Annotated in this window: 23 protein-coding genes; 10 read left to right on the forward strand and 13 right to left on the reverse strand. The window is 72.1% G+C overall.

Translation table 11 applies throughout. The annotated features are described in order from the left end of the window. Positions 1-86: 86 nt before the first annotated feature. Positions 87-1,046: a 5'-nucleotidase gene (locus tag H4687_RS03290; protein ID WP_046919265.1), complete on the reverse strand. Its 960-nt coding sequence runs from the start codon at positions 1,044-1,046 to the stop codon at positions 87-89. A 249-nt stretch (positions 1,047-1,295) separates the two neighbouring features. Then, positions 1,296-1,730 (reverse strand): RidA family protein, encoded by a 435-nt coding sequence (locus tag H4687_RS03295; protein ID WP_046919266.1) that lies wholly within the window; start codon positions 1,728-1,730, stop codon positions 1,296-1,298. Positions 1,731-1,863: 133 nt separating this feature from the next. Here H4687_RS03295 and H4687_RS03300 point away from each other — a divergent pair, with 133 nt between their 5' ends. From H4687_RS03300 to H4687_RS03335, 8 genes are all read left to right on the forward strand, one after another. Continuing rightward, positions 1,864-2,679: a fumarylacetoacetate hydrolase family protein gene (locus H4687_RS03300; RefSeq protein WP_046919267.1), complete on the forward strand. Its 816-nt coding sequence runs from the start codon at positions 1,864-1,866 to the stop codon at positions 2,677-2,679. A gap of 80 nt (positions 2,680-2,759) precedes the next feature. After that, a complete protein-coding gene (locus H4687_RS03305; protein ID WP_050399322.1) occupies positions 2,760-3,290 on the forward strand; it encodes a cupin domain-containing protein in 531 nt (176 codons plus the stop codon). After that, complete coding sequence (locus H4687_RS03310) at positions 3,290-4,222, forward strand: acyl-CoA thioesterase (protein WP_050399323.1); 933 nt, start codon at positions 3,290-3,292, stop codon at positions 4,220-4,222. The genes H4687_RS03305 and H4687_RS03310 overlap by 1 nt, the downstream gene beginning before the upstream one ends. Further along, the gene (locus H4687_RS03315) at positions 4,219-5,853 is read left to right on the forward strand and encodes an AMP-binding protein (RefSeq protein WP_046919088.1); all 1,635 of its coding nucleotides are present in this window, start codon (positions 4,219-4,221) and stop codon (positions 5,851-5,853) included. Before H4687_RS03310 ends, H4687_RS03315 begins: the two co-directional genes overlap by 4 nt. Beyond that, positions 5,850-8,225 carry a bifunctional salicylyl-CoA 5-hydroxylase/oxidoreductase gene (locus H4687_RS03320; RefSeq protein ID WP_046919089.1) on the forward strand — a complete coding sequence of 792 codons (2,376 nt, stop codon included), beginning with the start codon at positions 5,850-5,852 and terminating at the stop codon, positions 8,223-8,225. Before H4687_RS03315 ends, H4687_RS03320 begins: the two co-directional genes overlap by 4 nt. Further along, positions 8,222-8,695, forward strand: coding sequence for an acyl-CoA thioesterase (locus H4687_RS03325; RefSeq protein WP_233443592.1), 474 nt, complete (start codon positions 8,222-8,224; stop codon positions 8,693-8,695). Before H4687_RS03320 ends, H4687_RS03325 begins: the two co-directional genes overlap by 4 nt. Then, positions 8,692-9,591: a PaaX family transcriptional regulator gene (locus tag H4687_RS03330; protein WP_225966578.1), complete on the forward strand. Its 900-nt coding sequence runs from the start codon at positions 8,692-8,694 to the stop codon at positions 9,589-9,591. The genes H4687_RS03325 and H4687_RS03330 overlap by 4 nt, the downstream gene beginning before the upstream one ends. A gap of 186 nt (positions 9,592-9,777) precedes the next feature. Then, positions 9,778-12,558, forward strand: a complete 2,781-nt coding sequence (locus tag H4687_RS03335; RefSeq protein ID WP_046919092.1) for an alpha/beta hydrolase — start codon at positions 9,778-9,780, stop codon at positions 12,556-12,558. A 134-nt stretch (positions 12,559-12,692) separates the two neighbouring features. On the opposite strand, the gene H4687_RS03340 is transcribed toward H4687_RS03335, so the two are convergent. From H4687_RS03340 to pdhA, 7 genes are all read right to left on the reverse strand, one after another. Next, complete coding sequence (locus H4687_RS03340) at positions 12,693-13,508, reverse strand: enoyl-CoA hydratase/isomerase family protein (RefSeq protein ID WP_046919093.1); 816 nt, start codon at positions 13,506-13,508, stop codon at positions 12,693-12,695. Beyond that, positions 13,499-14,365, reverse strand: a complete 867-nt coding sequence (locus H4687_RS03345) for a 3-hydroxyacyl-CoA dehydrogenase family protein (protein WP_046919094.1) — start codon at positions 14,363-14,365, stop codon at positions 13,499-13,501. Before H4687_RS03345 ends, H4687_RS03340 begins: the two co-directional genes overlap by 10 nt. Then, a complete protein-coding gene (locus tag H4687_RS03350; protein WP_046919095.1) occupies positions 14,362-15,123 on the reverse strand; it encodes an enoyl-CoA hydratase/isomerase family protein in 762 nt (253 codons plus the stop codon). The genes H4687_RS03345 and H4687_RS03350 overlap by 4 nt, the downstream gene beginning before the upstream one ends. Next, entirely contained in the window at positions 15,120-16,301 is a 1,182-nt protein-coding gene (locus H4687_RS03355) for a thiolase family protein (RefSeq protein ID WP_046919096.1), read from the reverse strand. Before H4687_RS03355 ends, H4687_RS03350 begins: the two co-directional genes overlap by 4 nt. Before the next feature lie 189 nt (positions 16,302-16,490). Continuing rightward, entirely contained in the window at positions 16,491-17,975 is a 1,485-nt protein-coding gene (locus H4687_RS03360) for a dihydrolipoamide acetyltransferase family protein (RefSeq protein WP_046915710.1), read from the reverse strand. Continuing rightward, positions 17,972-18,997, reverse strand: coding sequence for an alpha-ketoacid dehydrogenase subunit beta (locus H4687_RS03365; protein ID WP_046915711.1), 1,026 nt, complete (start codon positions 18,995-18,997; stop codon positions 17,972-17,974). The genes H4687_RS03360 and H4687_RS03365 overlap by 4 nt, the downstream gene beginning before the upstream one ends. A gap of 5 nt (positions 18,998-19,002) precedes the next feature. Continuing rightward, on the reverse strand, positions 19,003-20,175 hold the full coding sequence (gene pdhA, locus H4687_RS03370; RefSeq protein ID WP_046915712.1) for a pyruvate dehydrogenase (acetyl-transferring) E1 component subunit alpha: 1,173 nt from the start codon (positions 20,173-20,175) through the stop codon (positions 19,003-19,005). A gap of 120 nt (positions 20,176-20,295) precedes the next feature. Here pdhA and H4687_RS03375 point away from each other — a divergent pair, with 120 nt between their 5' ends. After that, on the forward strand, positions 20,296-20,802 hold the full coding sequence (locus tag H4687_RS03375) for an Lrp/AsnC family transcriptional regulator (RefSeq protein ID WP_046915713.1): 507 nt from the start codon (positions 20,296-20,298) through the stop codon (positions 20,800-20,802). Between the two features lie 9 nt (positions 20,803-20,811). On the opposite strand, the gene paaN is transcribed toward H4687_RS03375, so the two are convergent. The 4 genes from paaN to H4687_RS03395 form a co-directional block, all read right to left on the reverse strand. Next, entirely contained in the window at positions 20,812-22,479 is a 1,668-nt protein-coding gene (gene paaN, locus H4687_RS03380; RefSeq protein ID WP_046915714.1) for a phenylacetic acid degradation protein PaaN, read from the reverse strand. Then, positions 22,467-23,513 carry a histidinol-phosphate transaminase gene (gene hisC, locus H4687_RS03385; RefSeq protein WP_046915715.1) on the reverse strand — a complete coding sequence of 349 codons (1,047 nt, stop codon included), beginning with the start codon at positions 23,511-23,513 and terminating at the stop codon, positions 22,467-22,469. The genes paaN and hisC overlap by 13 nt, the downstream gene beginning before the upstream one ends. Before the next feature lie 177 nt (positions 23,514-23,690). After that, on the reverse strand, positions 23,691-24,353 hold the full coding sequence (locus H4687_RS47965; RefSeq protein WP_233443594.1) for an SPW repeat domain-containing protein: 663 nt from the start codon (positions 24,351-24,353) through the stop codon (positions 23,691-23,693). A 75-nt stretch (positions 24,354-24,428) separates the two neighbouring features. After that, positions 24,429-24,836, reverse strand: coding sequence for a RidA family protein (locus tag H4687_RS03395; RefSeq protein ID WP_046915716.1), 408 nt, complete (start codon positions 24,834-24,836; stop codon positions 24,429-24,431). A gap of 142 nt (positions 24,837-24,978) precedes the next feature. Here H4687_RS03395 and H4687_RS03400 point away from each other — a divergent pair, with 142 nt between their 5' ends. Beyond that, entirely contained in the window at positions 24,979-25,359 is a 381-nt protein-coding gene (locus H4687_RS03400) for a winged helix-turn-helix transcriptional regulator (protein WP_046915717.1), read from the forward strand. The last annotated feature ends 8 nt before the right edge of the window (positions 25,360-25,367 follow it).

The following is a 25,367-nucleotide window of genomic DNA, read 5'->3' on the forward strand; positions in this document are numbered from 1 at the left end:
GGGCCATGAAGCCGCCGGCCAAGTCGTGGCAGCCATGACTCAAGCCCGGCCGAAATCCCCCTTGTCCGCGCTGTCGGTCGCGAGGCTCATCGTCGAGCTTGCTCAGGCACCGAGCGGTCCGGCTCGTTGATCTTCCCGAAGGGGACGTGCACGCTGGGCGTGCTGCGGGCCGTGCCGGTCAGGTGACCGACCTGGTCGTCGAAGAAGATGTGGGGCCTGAGGACCTCCATGATCGTGCTCTTGTCTATGCCGCCGAGGAAGAAGGCGTCGTTGACGGTCACACCCCAGTTCTGCAGGCTGCGCACCGCGCGCTCGTGAGCCGGTGCGTCGCGGGCGGTGACGAGGGAGACGTGGACGCGCATCCTGTAGTCGGCGTCGGCCGCCCGCCGTTCTTCCTCGCGCCGCTGGAGCCGGTTGACGCCTGCGAGGAAGTCACGCAGGGGGCCCGGGTCGTGCGGGGTGGCGGCGTTCGTCGTCTCGTGGGAGCGGAAGCCCTCGATGCCGTCGGCCTGGTAGACCTGTTCCGAAGCGTCGTCGGCGAGGACTCCGTCGAAGTCGAAGGCGATCCGCAGGTCCTGGTCGTCGTCCTCGTCGGCCACGGCTGGGCCGAGCACGCGGCCGGCGGGCAGACCGAGCGCGACCGCCTCGCGGACGTCGTCCTCGTTCGCCGACAGGAACAGGGACATGTTCAGCGCGGGCATGAAGCGGTAGGGCGAGCGGCCCTGCATGAAGATGGCCCGGCTGATCGGCAGACCGTGGCGCTGGATCGACCGCATGACCCGCAGCCCGGTCTCGGGATCGTTGCGGGACAGGATGATGACCTCGACCAGGGGGTCGTCCGGTGAGAGGTGGTTCAGGGACAGCAGCCTGCGGATGAAAGGGAAGGCGACCCCTTTATCCAGCGTGTCGTCCAGGTGCTCCTCCTGGTAGCCGCGGTAGTCCTCCTCCCCCTGATCACGGAAGACGGCATCCGCCTCCGCCAGGTCGAACAGTGCGCTGGAGGCGACACCGACGACCAGGCGGTTCTCGAGTTCGTAGACGGCCACGGCGTCCTCCCCGGCTGTACATCGCGGCAGGCTCCGATCATGGCATGTCGCGCGCGCCACGACGGCGACCGGCGTCGACGCACGCCTCTACGGGGCGGGGGTGTACCTGGGTTTCCCGAGCCCGGCGGGCAACACGTCTGGGGGCCCGTTGTAGTCGCCAGTGACACGGCGTCACCACCGCCGATCCGCCCGCCCGTCCGGGATCACCGCCGGACGTACGGCCCGCGTCGCGCGACCTCAGGCCGAGTTTCAGGAGGATGCGGGCCGGACCAGTCGCCCGTCCGGGATGACCGCGACGCCGACGATCTCGATCAGCGCCTCCGGCTGCCACAGTGCCGTCGTGCCGATGCCGGCCATCGCGGGATAGACCGGCCCGGCCAGCTCACGCCACACCTTGCCGATCTCCTTCCCGTGCGCCTGGTAGTCGGGGATGTCGGTCAGGTAGAGCGTGATGCTCACCAGGTCCTGCGGGATGCCGCCCGCTTCCGACAGCGTGGCGAGGACGTTGGCGAAGGCCTGCCGGAACTGTTCCACGATGCCGCCGGGGACGATCTTCATGTCCCGGTCGAGGGCGGTCTGGCCGCCCAGGTGGAGCGTGTTGCCGCTGAGCGTCCCGTGCGAGTAGCCGCTGGGTGTGGGCAGGGACACGGGGTTGATCGGGACCGGGGCCGAGTGGGTCGCCATAGAAGCTCCTGCGGGACGTTGCCGGGGCTGGCTGTCTGCCGCCTCACCGTAGCATCTATTGACAGAGGTCTGACGGTCGTAGAAATAATGAAATACCCCGAGAGTCGGATAACGACCAGGAGAGGGAACACCCATGCGTCTTGCGACCGTCTCCCACGCGGCGGGCACCAGTGCCGCCGTCCTCCATGGAGACACCTGGCGAGCGCTCCCGGCCGCCGACCTGTCGGCCCTGCTGACGGCCACGCCACCCCAGCGGGTCGCGGACCTGGCCGGTGAGGCACTCGTCGATGCCGTACCGGTGCTGCCGCTCCCCGCTCCGGCCAAAGTGGTCTGCTGCGGGCTGAACTACGCCGATCACATCCGGGAGACGGGCCGGGAGCTGCCCGCGTACCCCACGCTCTTTCCCAAGTACGCCGACACCCTCACCGGTCCCGAGGCCGAGATCGTGCTGCCGAGGGGCCTCCAGGTCGACTGGGAGGCCGAACTCGCCGTCGTGGTCGGTGCGACCCTGCGCCGGACGGACCGGGAGACCGCGCTCGCCGGAATCGCCGGCTACACGGTGGCGAACGACATGTCCGTCCGCGACTGGCAGTACCGCACCCTGGAGTGGTTCCAGGGCAAGGCATGGGACGCGTCCACTCCCCTCGGTCCCGTGATCGTGACGGCGGACGAGATCGACCCCACCGCGGGCCTGGACGTGATCTGCCGGGTCAACGGCGAGCAGGTCCAGCGTGACAACACCAAGACGCTGGTGTTCGACGCCGCCGATCTGCTCGCGTACATCTCCACCTTCACCGTGCTGCGCCCCGGCGACCTCGTGCTCACCGGCACGCCCGGCGGCGTCGGGGTGGCCCGGACGCCCCAGCGCTTCCTCTCCGACGGAGACGTCGTGGAGACCGAGATCGCCGGCATCGGCACGCTGCGCAACACCGTGCGCCTCACCGACTGACGCCCTCCCCCTCCCCTCCCCCGCAAACCACCCCTCGCCCCCGCAGCCGCAGCCGCAGCCGCAGCCGATCAGGAGACCGCATGAACCCCGATCCCGATCAGTACGTCCCAGGTCAGTACGCCCCCGGTCAGCCCGCCCCGGGCCAGTACGTCCTGGACGGGGACAACTCGATGTACGCCACCGCGAGCGGCCTGGTCGTACCGGTCGTCACGCGGGCCGGTGCGGAGCCCGGGGACACCGGGCAGTCCGCCGGCGCCACCCGGATCTCGGGGGTCAGCATCCAGCACACCCCGGCGACCCGGATCTGGTTCGGCAAGGTCCACAACGACGGTGGCTACCGGTCCGTGCCCCACCACCACGGTGAGGCCGAGACCGGCGGCTACGTGCTCTCCGGCCGGGCGCGGATCTACTTCGGCGCGAAGTTCGAGGACTACATCGACATGTCGGAGGGAGACTGGGTCTTCGTGCCGCCGTTCCTGCCCCACGTCGAGTGCAATCTCGACCGCAACAGGCCACTGACCTGGATGACGACCCGGACGCCGGAGAACATCGTGGTCAATCTCCCCCAGGTCGAGGACACGGACCTGCGCGACTGGACGGACCGGCCCTGATGACCGACACCACCTCAGACGTCTTCACGGCCGCCGTCACCCTGACCCCGGCCGAGGCCGAGCGCTTCGACCTCGCCTTCACCGCGGTCACCCAGCCCTGCCCCTGGCCCAAGGCGTACGGGGGTGACCTCGTCGCCGCAGCCGCCGCGGCGGCGATGAGGTCCGTCGGCGACGGCAAGACGCTGCACTCCATGCACTCGTACTTCATGCGCCCCGCCGACATCGGCGCCGACGTGCGCTACGAGGTCGAGCTGCTGCGCGACGGCCGCGGGTACGCGACCCGGCAGGTGCGCGGCTATCAGAACGGCAAACCGCTCTACGTCTGCCTGGCCAATTTCGCGGCCGGCGAGCCCGGCGGAGGCTACACCTGCGCGGTCCCCGACTGGCTGGGCACGGACCTGCCCGATCCCGAGGAGCTGCCCAGCTCCGCGGAGTGCCTCGCGGGGCGAGCCGGCGGGACGATGACCGAGTCCTCCCAGGGCTACTGGTCGGAGGGCCGGGGCTTCGACATGCGTCATGTGCCGGGGCCGGTCTATCTCGACATCGAGGGTGCCCGGGAGCCGCACCAGGCGGTCTGGGTCAAGCCGTTCGACGCGCTGCGGCCGGTCGACGGGCTCACCGACGGCCAGCGCGACACGGCCGCCCTCGCCTACGTCTGCGACTACACCATCCTGGAGCCCGTGCTGCGCGTCCTCGGCCTGCCCTGGGCCCAGGAGGGCCTGGTCACGGCGAGTCTCGACCACGCGATGTGGTTCCACCGCGCTCCGCGTCCGGGTGTGACGGACGGCTGGCTGCTCTACACCCAGCAGGCGGTCGCGGCGGACGGCGGACGCGGGCTGGGCTCCGGCCGGTTCTTCACCCCGGACGGCACCCACCTGGCGACGGTCGTCCAGGAGGGAATGGTCCGTGCCTCCGAGGGGAGGCCGGCATGACCCTCTCCCCCTCGGGACACGTCGACACCTTCGCCCGTGACCACCTCCCCGGACCCGGGCAGTGGCCGGTGCTGGAGTTCACGACCGACCTGCTCCAGTACCCCGAACGCCTCAACGCCGCCGTCGAGTTGATCGACCGTCCGGCCGCCGCCTTCGGGTCCGACCGGCCCGCGCTGCGTACACCCGAGGGTGAGGTCTGGAGCTACGGCGAGCTGCGGCGGCGGGCCGCCCAGGTCGCCCAGGTACTCACCGAGGATCTCGGTCTGGTGCCCGGAAACCGGGTGCTGCTGCGCTCCCCCAACACCCCGTGGGCCGTCGCCGCCTGGCTGGGCGTGCTCAGAGCGGGCGGGATAGCCGTCGCCACCATGGCCGCGCTGCGGGCCCGTGAGCTGGCGCCGATCGTGGCGAAGACGCGGCCGGCCGTCGCGCTGGTCGACCACCGCTTCCTCGACGACGTGTTCGCGGTACGGGACACGAACGCGCCGAAGCTGGTCGTCGTGCCGTACGGCGGCGACGCGGCCGACGACCTGAGCAACCGGGCCGCGCGGAAGTCGGGGCGATTCGCGGCGGTCGACACCGCCGCGGACGACGTCGCGCTGTTCGGGCCGACCTCGGGCACCACCGGCGTCCCGAAGATCACCACCCATTTCCACCGCGACATCCTGTCGATCGACAACACCTTCGGCAAGCACACGCTCCGGCTGCGATCCGACGACCTGGTGGCGTGCACCGCACCGCTCGCCTTCACCTTCGGCCTCGGCATGCTGGTCGTGTTCGCCCTGCGGGCGGGTGCCTGCGCCTTCCTGACCGAGCCCGTGCCGCCGCCGCGGCTCGCCGACCTCGTGGCCGAGCACGGGGTGACCGTCCTGGCCACCGCCCCGACCGCGTACAAGCAGATCGTCACGGCCGGCAAGGTGACACGGCTGGCCGGACTGCGCCGCGCGATCAGCGCGGGAGAGCACATCCCGCAGGGCCTGTGGGAGGAACTGCGCGACCTGCTCGGCATCAAGGTCATCGACGGGATCGGCGCCACCGAGATGCTGCACATCTTCATCTCGGCCGACGGCGACGACATCCGCCCCGGGGCGACCGGCAGACCCGTGCCGGGCTACCGCGCGGCGATCCTCGGACCGGACGGCGAGGAGCTGGGCCCGGGCGCCGAGGGCCTGCTCGGGGTGATCGGCCCGGTGGGCTGCCGCTACCTCGACGACGAACGGCAGGCCGGTTACGTCGTCAACGGCTGGAACGTCACCGGCGACACCTTCCTCCGCGACGAGGACGGCTACTTCTGGTACCGGGCGCGCAACGACAGCCTGATCGTGTCGTCGGGCTACAACATCGCCGGCCCCGAGGTCGAGGCCGCCATCGACACCCATCCGGACGTCGTCGAAGCGGCGGTCGTCGGCGCGCCCGACGCCGAACGCGGCGCGATCGTCTGCGCGTTCGTCGTGCTGCGCGAGGGAGTCGTCGGCGACGCCGTGCGGGCCAAGGACATCCAGGACCACGTCAAACGGCAGATCGCGCCGTACAAGTATCCGCGCGAGGTGCGCTTCGTCGAAGCGCTGCCGCGCAATCCCAGCGGCAAACTGCAGCACTTCAGGCTCCGTCGGCTCCTGGAGGAGCAAGCATGAGGATCGCCATCGTCGGCGGCGGCCCGGGAGGGCTGTACTTCGCCGCGCTGATGAAGCAGCTCGACCCGGCGCACGAGGTCACCGTCTGGGAACGCAACGCTCCCGACGACACCTTCGGGTTCGGGGTGGTCTTCTCCGACGAGACGTTGGGCGGCATCGACGACGCCGACGAAACCGTCCACGCCGCCATGGAGAGCCGGTTCGCCCGCTGGACGGACATCGACATCGAGTTCCACGGCCACCGCTTCACCGTCGGGGGCCAGGGTTTCGCGGCGATGAGCCGCAAGGAGCTGCTGCAGATCCTGCAGCGGCGGGCCGCCGATCTCGACGTCACCGTCCACTACCGGACCGAGGCGCCGGACGTGGACGAACTGCGGGCCTCCCACGATCTGGTGCTGGCCGCCGACGGCCTCAACTCCGCCGTCCGCACGAAGTACGCCGACGTCTTCCGGCCGTCGCTGGACACGCGGCGCAACAAGTACATCTGGCTGGGCACCGACCTGGTCTTCGAGGCGTTCCAGTTCTTCGTCAAGGAGACGCGGTGGGGCACCATGCAGATCCACGGCTACCCCTTCTCCGACTCGGGCTCGACCTTCATCGTCGAGATGCACGAGGACGTCTGGCGGCGCGCCGGCTTCGACCGGACCGCGGACCAGGTGTTCCCGCCGGGTGTCTCCGACGACCACGCGGTCGCGAGGATCGGGGAGATCTTCGCCGACGAGCTGAAGGGCCACCGGGTCCTCACCAACAACTCCAAGTGGCTGAACTTCACGACGGTCCGCAACGAGCGCTGGTACGACGGCAACGTGGTCCTGCTCGGCGACGCCGCCCACACCGCCCACTTCTCGATCGGTTCGGGCACCAAGCTGGCCATGGAGGACGCGCTCGCCCTGGCGGCCTGCCTGCACGAGCATCCGACGGTGGCCGAGTCGCTCGCCGCCTACCAGAGCGAACGCAAGCCCGTCGTCGAGTCGACCCAGCGGGCCGCCCAGGCGTCGCTGGAGTGGTTCGAGAACATCGGTATGTACGCCGGTCAGGAGCCGGCGCAGTTCGTCTTCAACCTGCTCACCCGCTCGCGGCGCATCACCTTCGACAACCTCAGGGAACGCGACGGCGAGTTCGCCGCGCTGATGGAGGCCGAGTTCGCCAGGCACCAGCGGGCGCCCGCGGTGGCCCCGGCGATGTTCCAGCCGGTCCGGATCGGTCCGCTCGAACTGAAGAACCGCGTGATCGTCTCCCCGATGGACATGTACTCCTGCGACTCCGGTGTCCCCGGCGACTTCCATCTGGTGCATCTGGGCTCCAAGGCGCTGGGCGGGGCCGGTCTGGTGATGAGCGAGATGGTCTGTGTGTCGCCCGAGGGGCGGATCACCCCGGGTTGCCCGGGGCTGTGGACGGACGAGCAGCGCGACGCCTGGCGCCGGGTCACCGACTTCGTGCACGAGCGCACGAGCGGGAGGATCGGCCTGCAGCTCGGCCACTCGGGCCGCAAGGGCTCGACCAGACTCATGTGGGAGGGCATCGACCAGCCGCTGGACGCGGGCAACTGGGAGGTGATCGGCCCCTCGGCACTGCCGTACGGCGCCGGCTGCCACGTCCCCCGGGAAGCCACCCGCGCGGACCTGGACAAGGTGGTCGCGGACTTCACCGGCGCCGCCCTGCGCGGGGTGGAGGCGGGCTTCGACCTCATCGAGGTGCACGCCGCCCACGGCTACCTGCTCTCCTCCTTCCTCTCCCCCGTCGCCAACAGGCGCACCGACGAGTACGGCGGCTCCCTGGAGAACCGGCTGCGCTTTCCCCTGGAGGTCTTCGACGCGGTGCGCCGCGCCGTCCCGTCCGCCGTCCCCGTCACGGTCCGCATCTCGGCGACCGACTGGATGCCGGACGGCAACACCGACGACGACGCCGTGGACATCGCGCGCGCGTTCATCGAGCACGGTGCTGCCGCCATCGACGTCTCCTCCGGTCAGGTCTCCCAGGAGGAGAAACCGGCCTACGGCCGCTCCTACCAGACGCCGTTCGCCGACAAGATCCGGCACCTGGTGGCCGCACCGGCCGGGGTGCCGGTGATCGCGGTCGGTGCCATCTCCTCGTACGACGACGTGAACTCGATCCTGCTCGCCGGACGGGCCGACGTGTGCGCCCTGGGGCGCACCCATCTCTACAACCCGCAGTGGACCTTGCAGGCCGCCGCGGAGCAGGAGTACGCCGGGTCCGGCGCGCAGTGGCCGGTGCAGTGGACGGCGGGCAGCCGCAGACCGCCCTCCTCCCGCACCGACAAGATCTCGCCGCGCCTGTCGCTGCTGCGGGCGGGAGCCGCCGACGACGTGCACCTGCGGTGGACTCCCGCTTCCGGCGCGGCGTCCACGTGAGCGCCCCGCCCGGCGCCGAGAACCCGGTCGGCGTGCACCGCACACGGATCGAGTGGATCGACACCGACGCGGCCGGTATCTACCACAACAGCACGGTCGTACGGTTCGTGGAGGCCGCGGAGGCCTCGCTCATGGCCGGGCTCGGCCTGCACGGCTACTTCCCGGTCGCACCGCGCGTGCGCTACGAGGTGGACTTCGACGCGCCGCTCTTCTTCGGCCAGGACGTGTGCACGGTCGTGGAACCGGTGCGGGTCGGCACCAGTTCGATGACCTTCGCCTTCGAGGTCTGGGGCGAGGAGTTCCGCGGCCGTCCGCGCGGCCGGGCCGCACACGGCCGTTATGTGACCGTGCATGTCGGAGGGGACCACCGCGAGGGTGCCGCGAGTGCCCCGTGGCCCGCGGAGTGGGTCGCCGCGCTGACCAGGCCGGTCCGGCCGTCGGATGCCCGTCCGGCATACTCACTGGAATGAGTACGATCAAAGGCGACCGGCCCACGGCGGCCGGGCGTCGTTCCCGGACAGTGCTCGTGAGCTTCCTCGGCGCCATCGTCCGCAAGATGGGCAACTGGATGCCCATCGCCGGCACAGTCGAACTGCTGACCGAGTTGGGTCTGGACGCGCCCAGCGTGCGGACGGCGGTCTTCCGGCTCAAGAAGCGCGGCTGGCTGGAGTCGGAGAGCCGCGCGGGGATGCGCGGTTACACACTGACGCCGACCGCGCTGGAGGCACTCGCCGCGGGTGACGAGATCATCTGGCACGCCCGGCAGCCGGCCGATCTCGGGGACGGCTGGTGCTTCGTGAACTTCTCCGTCCCCGAGTCCGCTCGTGCCCTGCGACACCAGCTGACCGCGCACCTCACCTCGCTCGGTTTCGGCAACATCGGATCGGCGGTCTGGATCGCGCCCGCGCGGATGCTCCCGGCCGCGCAGCGCGCCATCGCCGAACTGGACCTCACCGAGCAGTGCGCCGTCTTCGTCGGCGACTACGTCGCCGGGCAGAACCTGACGGCCATGGTCCGGGGCGGCTGGGACCTCGACGAGATCGACCGGCGCTACCGCGAGTTCATCGGCGAGTACGACGGGGAGGCGGACCTCCTCGGCGAGGCCGCGGTCATCGACGGGCAGCACGCCTTCGTCACCTACCTCGCTGTCATCGACCACTGGCGCAAACTGCCCTTCCGCGACCCCGGGCTGCCGCGCGAGGTGCTGGCCGAGGACTGGAGCGGCCCGGCCGCCGTCCAGCTCTTCGAGCGGATGGTCACCCTTCTGGAGGGCAGGGCGCTGGCCCACGCCGCTCCCTACTGGTCCACGCAGGCGAAGGCGGCCGAGCGCGCGGACGACACCAGGGCGCTCCAGCGCAGCTCCTGATCGTCCTGCGGTCCCGCAGGGCGGGGCACGCGGGCCGGGCGCGAGTCGTCGGTGACTCACCTCCGGTGATGCGTAAGCGAGTTCGACCGACACAGGCAACCCACAGGTCCCGTTTCACCTCCTTCGTGGCGTGAGGCGCTCCCGGTACGTACGGGGCGCCCGCGCTCGAAGCGTGAGGAGGGACCCTTGATCCGTACCCGGCGAACAGGTGTCATCGCCGTTGCCGTGCTCGCGGCACTGGCGGGATCACCCGGAGTGGCCCAGGCCCAACAGCCGTCCGGCGCCCCGGCGGCGGTATCGGCGGCGTCGGACGACGACCTGCCGAAGGGGTGGAGTATCACCGACCAAGGACTGGTACGGAAGCTGGTCTGGCGGTCCGGGCGAAATGTGCCCATGGGGGACGCCCGCGTCGAGTTCCACACCGGTGGCCGGCTGCTCGGCGTCCCGAAGGCGGCCAAGGACGGGCGTACGTTCCGGCTCGCGCTCGACCAGGACATCCCGCTGAAGGACCTCAGGGTCATGGCGGCCGGACGCCGACTGGACGCGGCGGCCGGCGACTCCGGCGGGAGCGAGGACCTTTCGCCGGACACGATGCGGCCCTCGGCACAGCCGCCGGCGAACTCCGTCGACCCCGGCAGGCCCGGCGCGTACCGCACGGTCTCCGGCGAGTACGACCTTCCCCCGGTGCGGTTGCCCGGATTCCCCGAGCCCGTCGAGATGCGGGCCGTCGTCGTCGCGCCGAAGGGCGCCACCGGCAAGCGGCCCCTCGCGCTGTTCCTGCACGGCCGGCACAGCACCTGCTACAAGCCGGGCGGCGAGGACGTCACCGGTGAATGGCCCTGCCCGGCCGGGCAGAAGGCGATCCCCAGCCACAGGGGTTATCTGCGGGACCAGAAACTGCTGGCGTCGCAGGGCTATATGACGGTGTCGATCTCGGCGAACGGCATCAACGGCCAGGACTGGCAGGCCGAGGACGGCGGCGCGCAGGCCCGTTCCTCGCTGGTGCGGCAGCACCTCGCGCGCTGGGCCGGCTGGAGCGCCGACCGGGCCGACGCCCCGCCCGTGGTGCGCGACGCGCCCACGGCCGACCTCTCCCGCGTCCTGCTCGTCGGTCACTCGCGCGGCGGCGAGGGAGTCGACCGGGCCGCGATGGACAGCCTCTACCCCGCGCCCGCCGCGCAGGACGGCTACCGCGGCCCGGTCCGCTGGAAGATCCGCGGGACCGTGCTCATCGGACCCACGACCTTCGGCCAGAACCCCGTGCCCGACGTCCCGTCCGCGACCATCCTGCCCGGCTGTGACGGCGACGTCTCCGACCTCCAGGGCCAGGTGTACGTGGACGGCACGCGCGGCGTCAGCAAGGGCAAGGCCCTGCACAGCGCCGTCTACATGGTCGGCGCCAACCACAACTTCTTCAACACCGAGTGGACGCCGGGCCAGGCCGAGGCGCCCGCCTCCGACGACTTCTCGGACGACCCCGAGAGCGACGAGCGGGACGCGGTGTGCTCCCCGGGCGCCCGTACCCGGCTCACCGCCGACCAGCAGCACAAGGCCGGCGCCACCTACATAGCCGCGGCGGCCCGGCTGTTCGTGGCGGGCGACGACCGGGTACGCCCACTGCTGGACGGCTCGGACCGGCGCGCCCCGTCGGCCGACCCGGCCCGGGTGCTGACCCACGCCGTCGGCGCCCGCCGCACCGGCGGATTCCTGCCCGACGGCGGAGTGAAGGTGACCGGCGGAGGCAGGCTCTGCGCGGCGATCGACCCCGCCCCGGCCAGGGCGTGCCTGGGCAAGGGCGTCCGAGGGGCGTCCCCGCACTTCGCCTGGTGGCAGACGGAGAAGGAGGCGGGCCGCAGCGCAGTCGCACTGAAGTGGTCCGCGGCGGGCAGGGCGACGAAGGTCACGCCGGCCGAGCCGCTCTCCCTGACCGGCGCCAAGGACCTGGCTCTGCGGGTGATCGTGCCGCCGAACACCGCCGGTACCAAGCTGGACGTGTCCCTGACCGACTCCGCCGGCCGCCGGGCCGAGCTCGGTCGGGTGAAGGTCGCGGGGCTGCCCGGCACCGAGCGCACCGCTTCGTACTGGGCGCGCGAGGTACGGGTCCCGCTGACCGCCGCCACCCGTGGCCGGTTCGACCTCAAGCACGTCAAGTCCCTTGAGCTGACGCCGCGTTCGCGGTCCGGGCGAGCCTGGATGATGGATGCCTGGGGCTGGTCACCGGGTACTCCGGCGGTCACCGCCGCCGCCCTTCCGCGCGTCGACATCGGCCGGCTCACGGTCAAGGAGGGTGACTCCGGCACCCGCACGTACCAGATACCGGTCAAGGTCTCCGGCCACGGCAGCGGCAAGGTCCGCTTCTCGGTCCTGGACCCGGAGACCGGCCGCGCCGTGGACAAGCTGGTCACGGTACGGCCCGGGGTGAGCCCGATCAAGGTGCCGGTCGTGGTCGAGGGCGACACCCGCTTCGGTGACGAACAGAGCCAGGATCTGGTCGCCAAGGCCGTGCGCGGCGCGGTCGTGGGCACGTACCTGGGCGGCGTCACCGCGGTGAACGACGACCCCGAGCCCGAGATGACGCTGACGCCGGTCGCCGACCGGGTGACCGAGGGCGGCAAGCTGACCTGGCGGGTGTCGCTCTCGGCGCCGGCCGAGGTGGAGCTCGTGCGGGATCTCCGGGTGCTGCCGGTCACCGAAGGCGTCGAGTTGTCCACCAAGGACGTGGATCCGCGGTGGTTGAGGGACAACACCGGTGAGGGGCCCGATCCGGAGCGTCCGCTGTCGCGGGCGGGTCTGTGGCTGTTGGCCGACATCCCCGCCGGGAGCACGACCGGGGACATCACGGTGCCCACGGTGAAGGACGGGGTGGCCGAACCGGCCGAGTCGTTGCGCCTGGCGCTGACCGGTGAGGACGGCGAGCCCGTGCCCGGCCGGCCGGTGGTGACGGGGACGGTCGTGGACGCGCCGTAGGCCATATGCCCACGACGCGAAGGGGGCACGGACCGAGGAACACTCGGTCCGTGCCCCCCTGCCGTGCCGAGACCGTGCCGCGGATGAGGACGCGGACACGGATACAGATGCGGAGACGGTTGCGCGGGCGGCGGTCAGTGGCCCCGGAAGACCGGAGCGCGCCGTTCGAGGAAGGCCTCGACGGCCTCGCGGTGGTCGGCGGTGGAGCCCAGCCGCCGCTGGACGACGGACTCGCGGTCCAACGCGGCCGACAGGCTCGCGGCGGCCGCGGACCGCAGCAGCGCCTTGGTCTCCCGGTGGGCCGCGGTGGGCCCGGCAGCGAGCGCACGGGCCACGGCCAACCCCTCGGCGGCGGCCGAGCCGTCCGCCACCACGCGGTGCACCAGGCCCCATTGCTCCGCGTCCCGCGCGGAGAACGCGTCCCCGAGCAGCATGAGCCCGGCCGCCCGTGAAGGGCCCAACTGGCGGGCGAGGGCGCGGGCGACACCTGAGTCGGAGGCCAGGGCGACCCCGGTGAAGGCGGTGGCGAACCGGGCGCTCTCGGCGGCGACCCGCACGTCGGCACAGAGCGCGATGCCGAGGCCGGCCCCGACGCAGGCGCCCTCGACGGCGGCGACGACCGGGATGGGCAGCGCCTGCAGTTCCTTGACCAGCGGGTTGTAGTGCTCGGGGATGTTGGCGAAGGCGGCGCCCGGTGCGTCCTTCAGCAGCCGGGCGTGCTCCTTGAGGTCCTGGCCGACGCAGAAGTGCCGTCCGCGTGCGGTGATCAGGGCTGCGCGTACGTGCCGGGCGGCGTCCGTGGTCAGCCGACGGGCCGCCGTCAGGAGCGCGCTGCGCAGGTGTGCGTCGAGGGCGTTGCCGCCGGCGCCCCCGCGCAGTTCGATGACGGCGACGGCGTCGGTGGCCTCGTACGACACACCATGGGGAGCGGGGGTGTCGGTCACGGCCATGCGTAGAACCCCTGTCCGCTCTTGCGGCCGAGTTCGCCGCGGGCGACCATCTCCCGCAGCAGTCGGGGCGGTGCGAACCGTTCGCCGAGGGTGGCGTGCAGGTGTTCGGCGATGGCGAGGCGGACGTCGAGTCCGACCAGGTCGGTCAGGCGCAGCGGCCCGATGGGGTGCTTGTAGCCCAGGGACATGGCGGTGTCGATGGCGTCGGGGGCGGCGACGCCCTCCTCCACCATGCGGATCGCCTCCAGTCCGAGGGCGAGACCCAGGCGGCTGCTGGCGAAGCCGGGCGAGTCGCCGACGACCACCTCCTGTTTGCCGAGGGCGCGGGTCCAGCCGACGGCCGACTCCAGGGTGTCGCTGGTGGTGCCGGGTGCCAGGACCACCTCGATCAGGGCGGAGACCGGCACGGGGTTGAAGAAGTGCATGCCCAGGAACCGGCCGGGCCGCCGCAGGGCCGCCGCGAGGTCGGTCACCGACAGGGAGCTGGTGTTGCTGGCGAGCACGCACCGCTCCCCCACGGCCTGTTCGGCCGCGGCGAGCAGGCGGGCCTTGAGCGCCGCGTCCTCCGGCACCGCCTCGACGACGAGATCGGCGTCGCGGGGCAGTTCGGACACCGACGCCACCACGGTGAGCCGGAACGCGTCGTCCTCGGCCCCGCCCCGGCGCAGGGCGGCGGCGATGCGCTCGACGGCGGCGTCCGCGGCTTGGGCGTCCTGTTCCACGACCACCACCGAGGACCCGACGGCCGCGAAGGACTGTGCGATACCGGCGCCCATCCGGCCGCCACCGATCACTCCCACGACCGCGGGCGGTGCCGCTTTCTGTTCTTCTGTTTCTGCGGCTGCTGCCGAGGTCATGCCCGGCCTCCGTTCTTGTCCAGGAAGCGCGTCATGCGCTCCTGCTTGTCGCGGCCCTCGAACAACACGGCCTGGGCGAGGTCGTCGGCGACCGGATGGGCGCCGGGGGCGTCCGTGACGAGCTTGGTGAGGCGCAGGGCGAGCGCCGAGGCGCGGGCCATGCGGTCGAGCAGGGCATGCGCCTCGGTGGTCAGCCGCCGCGCCGGTACGACGTCCATGACCAGCCCGCAGGCGAGCGCGGCGGCCGCGTCGAGGTTCCGGCCGGCCAGCAGCACCTGCTTGGCCACCGACTCGCCGACGAGTTCCCTCAGCCGCCAGCAGGCCCCGGCGGCGGCGAGGATGCCGAGGCCCGGCTCGGGGTTGCCGAACACCGCGTCGGGACCGGCGATCCGTATGTCACAGGCGTACGCCAGCTCGGCGCCCCCGCCGAGGGCCCAGCCGTCGACGGCGGCCACGGTGGGCAGGGGCAGTCGGCGGACCCGTTCGAAGAGGCGGCTGTTGATGCCCTGCAGGGCCTCGTCGCGGCCCCGTGCGCGCAGTTCGGCGATGTCGGCGCCGCCGGCGAAGACCCCGCCGTGCCCGGTGAGCAGCATGAGGCGCGGGGTGCGCTCCAACTCCTCGCACAGCTGGTGGAGTTCGGCGATCATACGGGCGTCGATGGCGTTGCGGGCCTCGGGCCGGTGCAGGGTGACCACGACCCGGTCCGCGTGTTCTTCGACGAGGAGGGTGTCGTACGAGGGTGAAGCGGCCGTGCTCATACGCGCTCCACCAGGAGCGACACGCCCAGCCCGACGCCCACGCACATGGTCGCCAGGCCCCGGCGGCCGTCCTCGCGCTCCAGTCGGCCGAGCAGGGCGAGCACGATGCGGGTGCCCGAGCAGCCGAGCGGGTGTCCCAGGGCGATCGCGCCGCCGTCGGCGTTGACCCGGTCCTCGTCGAGCTTCAGTCGGCGCACCACCGTCAGCACCTGGGAGGCGAACGCCTCGTTCACCTCGATGGCGTCCAGGTCGCCGGTGGCCCAGCCCGCCCGGTCCAGCGCCTTGGCGGTGGCCGGCACGGGGCCGAGCCCCATGAGACGGGGCTCGACCCCGGCCGAGGCGGCGGTGACGACACGGGCCCGTGGCGTGAGGCCGTACCGTTCGACCGCCGCCCCGCTCGCCACCACCACGGCGGCCGCCCCGTCGGACAGTGGCGAGGAATTGCCCGCGGTGACGATCCCGTCGCCGCGGAAGGAGGTGCGCAGCCCGCTCAGCCGCTCCAGTGAGGTGGCCGGCCGGGGCCCTTCGTCCCGGGTGACCTCGCCGTCCTCGACCGGCACCGGGACGATCTCCCGGTCGAACCGGCCGGCCTGCTGGGCGGCGACGGCCCGGCGGTGGCTGCGCAGCGCGAAGGAGTCCGCCTCCAGGCGGGTGATGCCGTCCAGGGCGGCGAGTTCCTCGGCGGTCTCGCCCATCGACAGGGTGGTGTCGGCGGAGAAGCGCGGGTTGGTGAACCGCCAGCCGAGGGGGGTGTCGTGCACCTCGCCGGGGCGGGCCCAGGGGGTGCCGGGTTTGGCCATCACCCAGGGCGCGCGGGTCATCGACTCCACGCCGCCCGCCACGACCAGGTCGGCCTCGCCCGCCCGTACGGTCTGGGCGGCGGAGGCCACGGCCGTCAGACCGGACGCGCACAGCCGGTTGACGGTGTATCCGGGCACGGTGTGCGGCAGTCCGGCCAGCAGCGCCGCCATGCGGGCCACGTTGCGGTTGTCCTCGCCGGCCTGGTTGGCGGAGCCGAGGATCACCTCGTCGACGGCCTCGGCCGGGATCGCGGAGCGCTCCATCGCCTCACGGACGACGAGGGCGGCCAGGTCGTCGGGGCGTGCGGAGGCCAGTGCCCCTCGGTGCCGGCCCAGGGGGGTGCGGGCGCCGTCGATCAGATAGACCTCGTCAGGCATGGGTGGGCTCCTTCGCGGGGGCGGGGCGGGGGGACCGGGCGACCGCGGCCGGTCCGGTCACGGCGGCCGGGCGGGTGACGGCGGTGTGAAAGGCGGTGGGCAAGGGGAACTCCAGGCCGAACGTTCGGTCGATAAGGGGGTGTACTGCGCCCTGGGCGCAGCGGGAAACAGAGACGGTGGAGAGTCCGGTCAGACGTCGGCGAGCAGGATCGACGGGCGTTCCACGCAGTCGGCGACGTAGCGCAGGAAGCCGCCGGCCACGCCGCCGTCACACACGCGGTGGTCGAAGCTGAACGACAGCTGGGTGACCTTGCGGACGGTCAGCTCCCCGTCCACGACCCACGGCTTGTCGACGATCCGGCCCACACCGAGGAGGGCGGCCTCCGGGTGGTTGATAATGGGTGTCGATCCGTCGACACCGAACACCCCGTAGTTGTTGAGGGTGAAGGTGCCGCCGGTCAGCGCCGCCGGCGGAAGGTTGCCGCCTCGGGCGAGTTCGGTCAACCGGGCCAGTTCCGCGGCCAGTTGGACCGTCGTCAGACGGTGGGCCTCACGGACGACGGGGACCATCAGGCCGCGGTCGGTCTGGGCGGCGAAGCCCAGATGCACCTCGTCGAAGCGGACGATCTCGCGACGCTCGGTGTCGACGGTGGAGTTCAGCTCCGGGAAGCGGGCCAGTCCGGCGACACAGATGCGGGCCAGCAGGGCGAGCAGCCCGACGCGGCCGCCCGGCTCGGCGGCGTTCAGTTCCCTCTTCGCCCGCAGCAGGCCCGTGGCGTCCACGTCGACCCAGGTGGTGGCGTCGGGGATCTCGGTGCGGCTGCGGGAGAGCTTGTCGGCGACCGCGCGGCGCAGTCCGCGCAGCGGGATGCGTTCGGGGCCCGCCGGTGCGGGGTCCCCCTGCGGGCGCGCAGCCGGCGCGGGCGCGGGCCGCGACGCGGTCTGCCGGGCCAGCTCGACGGCCTGCTCCACGTCACGGCGCAGCACGATCCCGGCCGGGCCGGAGGGCGTCAGAGCGGCGAGGTCGATCCCGTGGTCCCGGGCCATCCTGCGGACCAGCGGCGAGATGGCGCGGGGCGCGGTGAGCCGCGTGGGTCCGTCGACCGGCGTCGGCGCCATCTCCCGTGCGCAGGGCGCCTGCGGTACCGGGCGATCGGCCGCCGTGTCGGCGCCTCCGGCAGGCGTGTGGCCGACGACCAGGGGCGCGCCGGTGGCCGACGACGTGCCGGGGCGCCTGCGCCGGCGCCGCGGGGCCGGGCCGTGGCCGGTGCCGTAGCCGATCAGGACGTTGCCGGAGCCGGCCTGCTCCTCCTCCCGGTACCGCTCCGCCGCGGTGTCCGGTCGAGCGGCAGCCCCGGCGGACCCGGCGAGGGACGGGCCGATCTGGCCCGCGCCCCGGTCGCCGTTCCCGCCGGAGGCGGCCGCACCCACCGTGATCAGCGGCTCGCCCACCGCCAGTGGCGTGCCCGCCTCCGCGTGCAGGCGCAGCACCGTGCCCGCGTACGGGACCGGCACCTCCACCGCCGCCTTGGCGGTCTCGACCTCGACGACGATCTGGTCGATCGTGACCGTGTCGCCGACCGCGACCTTCCACTCGACGATCTCGGCGTCGGTGAGGCCCTCACCGAGGTCGGGGAGCCGGAACAGCTGTTCGGCGTGTGTCGCGGTGGTCATGCGGCTGCTCCCTTCGGCAGGCCGAGGTGCCGGACGTCCGGGTCGTCGGCGAACTGGAGACGGTCGACGGCGTCGAGGATCCGGTCGACGCCGGGCAGGTGGGCGTGCTCCAGCTTGGGCGGCGGGTAGGGGATGTCGAAGCCGGTCACCCGCAGGACGGGCGCGGCCAGGGAGTGGAAGCAGCGTTCCTGGACGCGTGCGGCGATCTCCGCTCCGACGCCGGCGAAGCCCTGGGCCTCCTGGACGACCACGCAGCGGCCGGTGCGGCGTACGGACGCGGTGACCGTCTCGTCGTCGAAGGGCACGAGGGTGCGCAGGTCGACGACCTCCAGGTCGATGCCCTCGGCCGCCGCAGCCTCGGCCGCGGCCAGGGCGACCGGGACCGAGGGGCCGTAGGCGACGAGTGTGGCGTCGCGGCCCTCCCGCCGGATCGCCGCCCGGCCGAAGGGCAGGGCGCCGCGGTGCCGGAGGTCGGTGTCCTCCTTCGACCAGTACAGCTTCTTGGGCTCCAGGAAGACCACCGGGTCGGGGTCGGCGACGGCGTCCCGCAGCAGCCAGTACGCGTCCTCGGCCGTCGCGGGGGTGACGACCTTCAGCCCGGGGGTGTGCGCGTAGTACGCCTCGCTGGAGTCGCAGTGGTGCTCGACTCCGCCGATGCCGCCGGCGTAGGGGATGCGGATGACCATCGGCAGGGTCAGCCGTCCCCGGGTGCGGTTGCGCAGCTTGGCGACGTGCGAGGCGATCTGCTCGAACGCGGGGTAGGCGAAGGCGTCGAACTGCATCTCGACGACGGGCCGGAAGCCGCCCATCGCCATGCCGACGGCCAGACCCACGATGCCGGCCTCGGCCAACGGGGTGTCGAAGCAGCGCTCCTCGCCGAAGTCACGGGTCAGCCCGTCGGTGATCCGGAAGACACCGCCGAGCGGGCCGACGTCCTCGCCGAAGACCAGCACGCGCTCGTCCTCGCTCAGCGCGTCGCGCAGCGCGGTGTTCAGCGCCTGCGCCATCGTCACTTTGGTCATGGTGGTCAGTCCTCCTGGGCGTACGGCGTGGCGATGTCGGCGGGCGCGGCGGACTGGGCTGTCTCGACGGTCTCGACTGTCTCGGCCAGTTCGGCCGCCAGCAGGGCGCGCTGTTCGCGCAGTTGCGGGGTCGGCTCGGCGTAGACGTGGTCGAACAGCTCCAGCGGGTCGCCGACGGTCTCGGCGTTCATCCCGGCGCGCAGTTCCGCGGCCAGTGCCTCCGCCTCCTCCCCCACCGCCGCGATGTCCTGGTCGGTGAGCGCGCCGCGCGCCCGCAGATACCTCTCCAGGCGGATGAGCGGGTCGGCGGCCCGCCACTGCTCGACCTCGTCCGCGTCCCGGTAACGGGTGGCGTCGTCGGCGTTGGTGTGGGCGTCCATGCGGTAGGTGTGCGCCTCGACGAGGACGGGGCCGTGGCCGGCGCGGGCGTGGGCCACGGCCTCGGTCAGCACGGCCAGGACGGCGACCGGGTCGTTGCCGTCGACCTGTTCGGAGCGCACCCCGTAGCCGACGCCCTTGTAGGCGAGGGCGGGCGCCGCGGTCTGCCGGGCCAGCGGAACGGAGATCGCGTACTTGTTGTTCTGGACGAAGAAGACGACCGGCGCGCGGAAGACCGCCGCGAAGTTCAGTGCCTCGTGGAAGTCGCCCTCGCTGGTGGCGCCGTCACCGACGAGGGCCATCGCCACGCCGTCCTCGCCCTTGCGGCGCAGGGATTCCGCCATGCCGGTGGCGTGCAGGACCTGGGTGGCCAGGGGGGTGCACTGGGGCGCTGTGCGGGTGGCGGCGGGGTCGTAGCCGCAGTGCCAGTCGCCGCGCAGCAGTGTCAGCACCTCGACGGGGTCGATGCCGCGGGTGACCAGGGCGACGGAGTCCCGGTAGGTCGGGAAGAGCCAGTCGTCCGGTCGCAGCGCCAGCGCGGCGCCGACCTGGCAGGCCTCCTGCCCCCGGCTGGAGGGGTAGACCGCGAGCCGCCCCTGCTTGGTGAGGGCGGTCGCCTGGGTGTCGAACCGGCGCCCCAGCACCATCCGCCGGTGGGCCTCGCGCAGGACCTCGACCGGGGGCTCGGCGTACGCGGCCGGCGGCCTGGCCACCGGCGTGCCGTCCTCGGCCACGAACCGCACCGGCGTGAGCGACGGCAGGAGGCCCTGGACCGTCTGTCGGAGGCTCTTCACGGACATGGAGGGCGCTCGCTTTCTCTGGACACTTGACGGGAGAATGGTCGCTACTGCGGAATATGTGTTCAATACTTCGGCGGAACCGGCGATGAACTGCCGGATCCTGCGTCCCGGGAGAGCAATGTGTCCGAGGAATTCCCCGCGCCGGTCCAGGAGACCGGACGAACTGCCGCCCCCGTCCCGCTCGACGCCATCGACCGGCAGATCCTGGCCCGGCTCCTGAAGGACGGCCGGGTGTCGGTCCGGGCCCTGGCCGACCAGGTGCACATCTCACGCGCCAACGCCTACACGCGGATCGGCAGGCTGCTGGCCGACGAGGTCGTCACCGGCTTCACCGCCCAGCTGAACCCGCAGCGGGCGGGCCTCGGCACCAGCGCGTACGTCACGATGTCGATCGAGCAGAACGCGTGGCGGGACATCTCGCGCGAGCTGCGCGAGATCCCCTACATCGAGCACGTCGCTCTCGTCACGGGGGACGTCGACGTCCTCGCCCTGGTCCGCACGCCCGACAACGCACTGCTGCGCCGCGTGGTGCTGGAGAACATCCAGGCCATTCCGGGCGTGCGGTCGACCCGCACCTGGCTGGTCTTCGACGAGGTGCGGGGGCGAGGAGCCGACTGGAGCGCCTGAGCGCGCCGTTCACGCCGCCGCGGCGACGTGCCGGCGGGACCGTACGACCCGGAACCGGCCGGTGACGAAGTGGGCTCCCCCGGCCGGGAGGTCCGATCCGCCCGAGGAGGGGTCGGCGGGGAGGTCGTCCGCGAGGTTCTGCACCAGGTGCGCTCCGGCGTCCAGCGCAGCCGCCTCGGCGACCGCCAGCACCAGCGGATCGGTCGAGTGGACCGCCGCGTACAGCGCGCCGTGGCGGCCCACGGTACGGCGGAACAGTTCAAGGCTGTGCGCGGTCGAGTCGGTGCCGATCAGGAAGGCCACCGGCCCCGGCCACTCCCGGGAGTAGATCCGTTCGTCCCGCGCGTCCAGGCGCACGAGCAGCGGACTGCGCACATCGGCGTGCGGATGGTCCGGATGACGCAGCGCCTGCGAGGGGTGCACCACCGTGCCGCACCGCGTGGCCCGCGCGAGTTCCGCCGCGACCGTGTCGTCGGTGATCGCTCCCACCAGCCTTGCCACCCGGGCGGGATGCCCGAGCAGCCGGTCCACCGCCTCGCCGAGGTCGGCGCCGAGGTCCCGCAGACTCTTGCGTCCCTCGTCCGTCGCGATGCCCGCCGCCGGCGCCAGGAGGTTCTGCGGGGTGGTGCGGAGCCTGCCGTTGCACCGGCACAGGGAGGCCGCGAGGCCGCGCACGAGAGAGCGGTAGTCGTGGGTGGAGTCGACGATCACCGTGTTCAGGCCGGTCCGCTGCGCGAACACGACGGCCTGCCGGGCGTTCTGCTCCAGCCAGTCGGCGAACCGCGCCGCCCCGGTGAAGTCGACGATGCGCACGGCCGGGTCCGTGGCCAGCCGCCGGTGCAGCCGCTCCTCCGGCGGGGCCACCGCGAGCGTCACGATGTCCGGGGAGTGACCGGCCTCCGCCAGCACCTGCCGGGCCACGCGCACGGTGATCGCCAGCGGCAGTACGGCCCTCGGGTGCGGAGCCACGATCACGGGATTGCCGGTGACCAGGCTGGCGAAGAGGCCCGGGTAGCCGTTCCAGAGCGGATAGTCGGCGCAGCCGATGAGCAGCGACACCCCGCGGGGCACCAGGGTGCAGGTGCCCCGCATCTCCAGCGGCCGTCCCCGCCCCCGGGCGCTCTCCCAGCGCAGGTCGGCCGGAACGCGCTCGGACTCGGCGAAGGCCTGGGCCACCGCCTCCAGCGCGCGGTCCTGGGCACGCGGCCCGGCGGCCCGGAGCGCCGCCGTCGGCGGCTGGCCGGTGGTGTGGTGCACCGCGAGGGCCAGTTCGTGGCTGCGGGTGTTGAGCCGGCGCAGGATCTCCACGGCCAGACCCGCGCGTTCGGACGGGCCCGCGGCACGCCATCCGGCCGTCGCCCGGGTGGCCGCGGCCACCAGCGCCGCGGGATCGCAGTGCGGATAGCCGATGCCCATGGCGATCCCGTACGGGGAGAACTCGGTGGCCACCCGGCCCAGTTCGCCCGGCTGGTCTAGGTCGAAGGGCCGTCCCAGCAGGGAGGCGAAGACCTTCGCGGCCGTCCGGGTCGAGCGCATGCCCGCGTCCGCGGCGTCCTGCCCGGTCGCCGCCGTGAAGGGCATACGGCACTCACCGGCCGCCATGGCCCGTACGACGTCGTGGAGCAGCGCCCGGTGCCGCTCGTAGGCGGTGGCGCCCACGGCCGTCAGCCTCTCCACGCCGCGGCGAGGGCGAGGAGGGTGTCGTTCTCCTCCGGCAGGCCGATCGTCACCCGGACCCCCTCGCCCGGGAACGGACGGACCACGACCCGTCCGTCCAGGCAGTGCAGGGCGAAGGCGGCGCTGTCGTCCGCGAGCGGCAGCCACACGAAGTTGGCCTGGGATGCGGGGACTTCGAAGCCGAGTGCGCGCAGTCTCCCGGTCACCCGCTCACGCTCGGCGCTGGTCAGCGCGGCACGGCGGGCGACCTCAGCGCGCTCGCCGAGGGCGACGACGGCGGCTTCCTGCGCGAGAGCGCTGACGCTGAACGGCACCTGGGTCTTGCGCACATGGGCGGCGATCTCCGGGGGCGCGACACAGTACCCGGCGCGCAGGCCCGCCAGTCCGTACGCCTTGGAGAACGTGCGCAGCACCACGACGTTGGGCCGGTCGCCGAGCAGGGCCAGACCGTCGGGGACCAGCGCCGGGTCGGCGTACTCCCGGTAGGCCTCGTCGACGACCACCAGTACGTCCCCGGGCACGCGGTCGACGAAGTCGCGCAGGGCCTTCTCGCCGACCGCGGTGGAGGTGGGGTTGTTGGGGTTGCAGACGAAGACCAGCCGGGTCCGGGCGGTGATCGCCGCCGCCATCGCGTCGAGGTCCAGCGCGTGGTCGCGCAGCGGCACCCGGACCGCCGTACCGCCCGCCACGGCCGTGAGGATCGGGTACGCCTCGAAGGAGCGCCAGCCGAAGACGACCTCGTCGCCCGCCGCGACGACCGCGTGCAGCAGCTGGCCGCAGACCTCGGAGGAGCCCGCGCCCACCGCGATCCGCTCGGGGTCGACTCCGTGGTGGTCGGCGATGGCCTGCACGAGGCGGGTGGCGCTCAGGTCGGGATAGCGCGACACGCCGCCCGCCAGTTCGGCGAGCCTTCCGGCGACGCCCGGCAGCAGCCCGTACGGGGTTTCGTTGCTGGCCAGGACGATCGCACCGGGGAGTTTGCGACCCGGGACGTAGGAGGGCAGCTCCGCCAGGGAGGAACGGACACGCACCATGCTCGACTCGCTTCTGCGGTGGTGAGGCCCGGGGCCGCGCCTCCGGGCACTTGTGACAGGGAAATGGTGGAGATAGCGCGACAAACGCTCAACCCTTTGGGGAATTCGACGACAGATCGCCGATGATCACCCTGCAGTGCGGCAAGTCGTCTTTGTACCGGCTGGTACCGCACCGCCTCACGAGACGGACTGCGCGGCGGCGTCGTGCCCGACGGACCGTGATGGATCGGGCACATGGTCACGCGCTCCACCCCCGCGAGCTCTCCCTGGACTCCCTGTCGCACCCGAGGGGACTGGCCGTGCCCGGTTCCGGACTCGCTCGCTCCCTGCGCCCGCGGTCGGGCTTCGGGGCGCTCCGACAGCTTGAGGGAGCAGCAAGGACAGGCCTGACAGCACCACCAGGACGATGCCTACGACGACGTCGGTCACCTGGGTGCCGTCGAACACCTCGGTGTTCTGCCGACCGATGCCCCAGGGCGAGGCGATCACCCAGGCACCGGCTGCCAGCACTGCCAGATCGGACCACGCGCCGGGGTAACGGAGGAACCGGGCCATCGCGAGGAAGAGGACGATCAGCCCGACACCCAGTTCGTTTCGGTGTGCGTCCTTGGCCGTCTCGGGATAGCCGGCGATCCACGGCGCCATGAGCAGCACCAGCGCGCAGATGATCAAGAACAGCCCGATGATCTGTTGCCGTTGACCTCGCAACAGAATCTGCCGGGAGTCCCGCTCGGAGCGGACGGTGCCGGCATTCCGCACGGTCGCCATATCGACCACCTCCGCCTGACGGGGTTGTCCGACCGGGTACCCAGACTCCCGGCGAAGGGTCACGTCGCCCACTGGCTGGGCTGCTCCCAGTGGGCGAAGCGCATCTGTTCAGTCCAACTGGTCAGTCCAACTGGTCAGTCCAACTGGTCAGTCGAGGATCGCGGTGGCTTCGATCTCGACCAGGTGGTCGGGGACGTCCAGGGCCGCGACACCCAACAGCGTCGCCGGCGGGACCGGGGTGATGCCCAGCTTGGCGGACGCCCGGGAGACACCCTCCAGGAGCGAGGGCATCTTGTCGGGGGTCCAGTCGACGACGTAGAAGGTCAGTTTCGCCACGTCGTCGAAGGAGCCGCCGGCCTCGGCCAGGGCGGTGTCGATGTTGAGGTAGCACTGCTCGACCTGGGCGGCCAGGTCGCCTTCGCCGACCGTGGTCCCCTCGGCGTCCCAGGCGACCTGGCCGGCGATGAAGACCAGCTTCGATCCAGTCGCGATCGACACCTGCCGGTAGACGTCGATCTTGGGCAATCCACTCGGGTTCACCAGTTTGATGGCCATTGTCGCCTGCCTCCTCGTCCGTGACACCTGTGGGCTCATGTCCACCCGACCAGGCGCTTGCGGTCTCTTGTGGTTACTCAGGAACCGTAGGAGAGTGGCAGCTGACATGGAAGAACGCACTTTTCAGTGACTGGGGAACCTGATGGTGACCAAACAGAGCAAGGGCCCGTCCGAGGAAGCAGACTTCAGGCGCGCGGACTCATTGGCGCGAGAGATCTTCTCCGACGTCGCCAACAAGTGGGCGTTACTGATCATCGAGACTCTCGGTGAACGCACGCTGCGCTTCAGCGAACTGCGGAACCAGATCGAGGGCATCAGCCACAAGATGCTCACCCAGAACCTGCGCATGCTGGAGCGCAACGGCCTGGTCGTGAGAGACGTGTACCCCACCGTCCCTCCGCGTGTCGAGTACACCCTCACCGAGCCGGGCCAGGGCCTGCGCGCGACCGTCGACGCGATGTGCGACTGGACGCACCGCTACTTCGGGCACATCGAGGCGGCCCGCCACCGCTTCGACGCCTGACGGCTGAC

Origin of the sequence: Streptomyces stelliscabiei (assembly GCF_014873495.1) — a bacterium.
GTDB lineage: Bacteria > Actinomycetota > Actinomycetes > Streptomycetales > Streptomycetaceae > Streptomyces > Streptomyces bottropensis.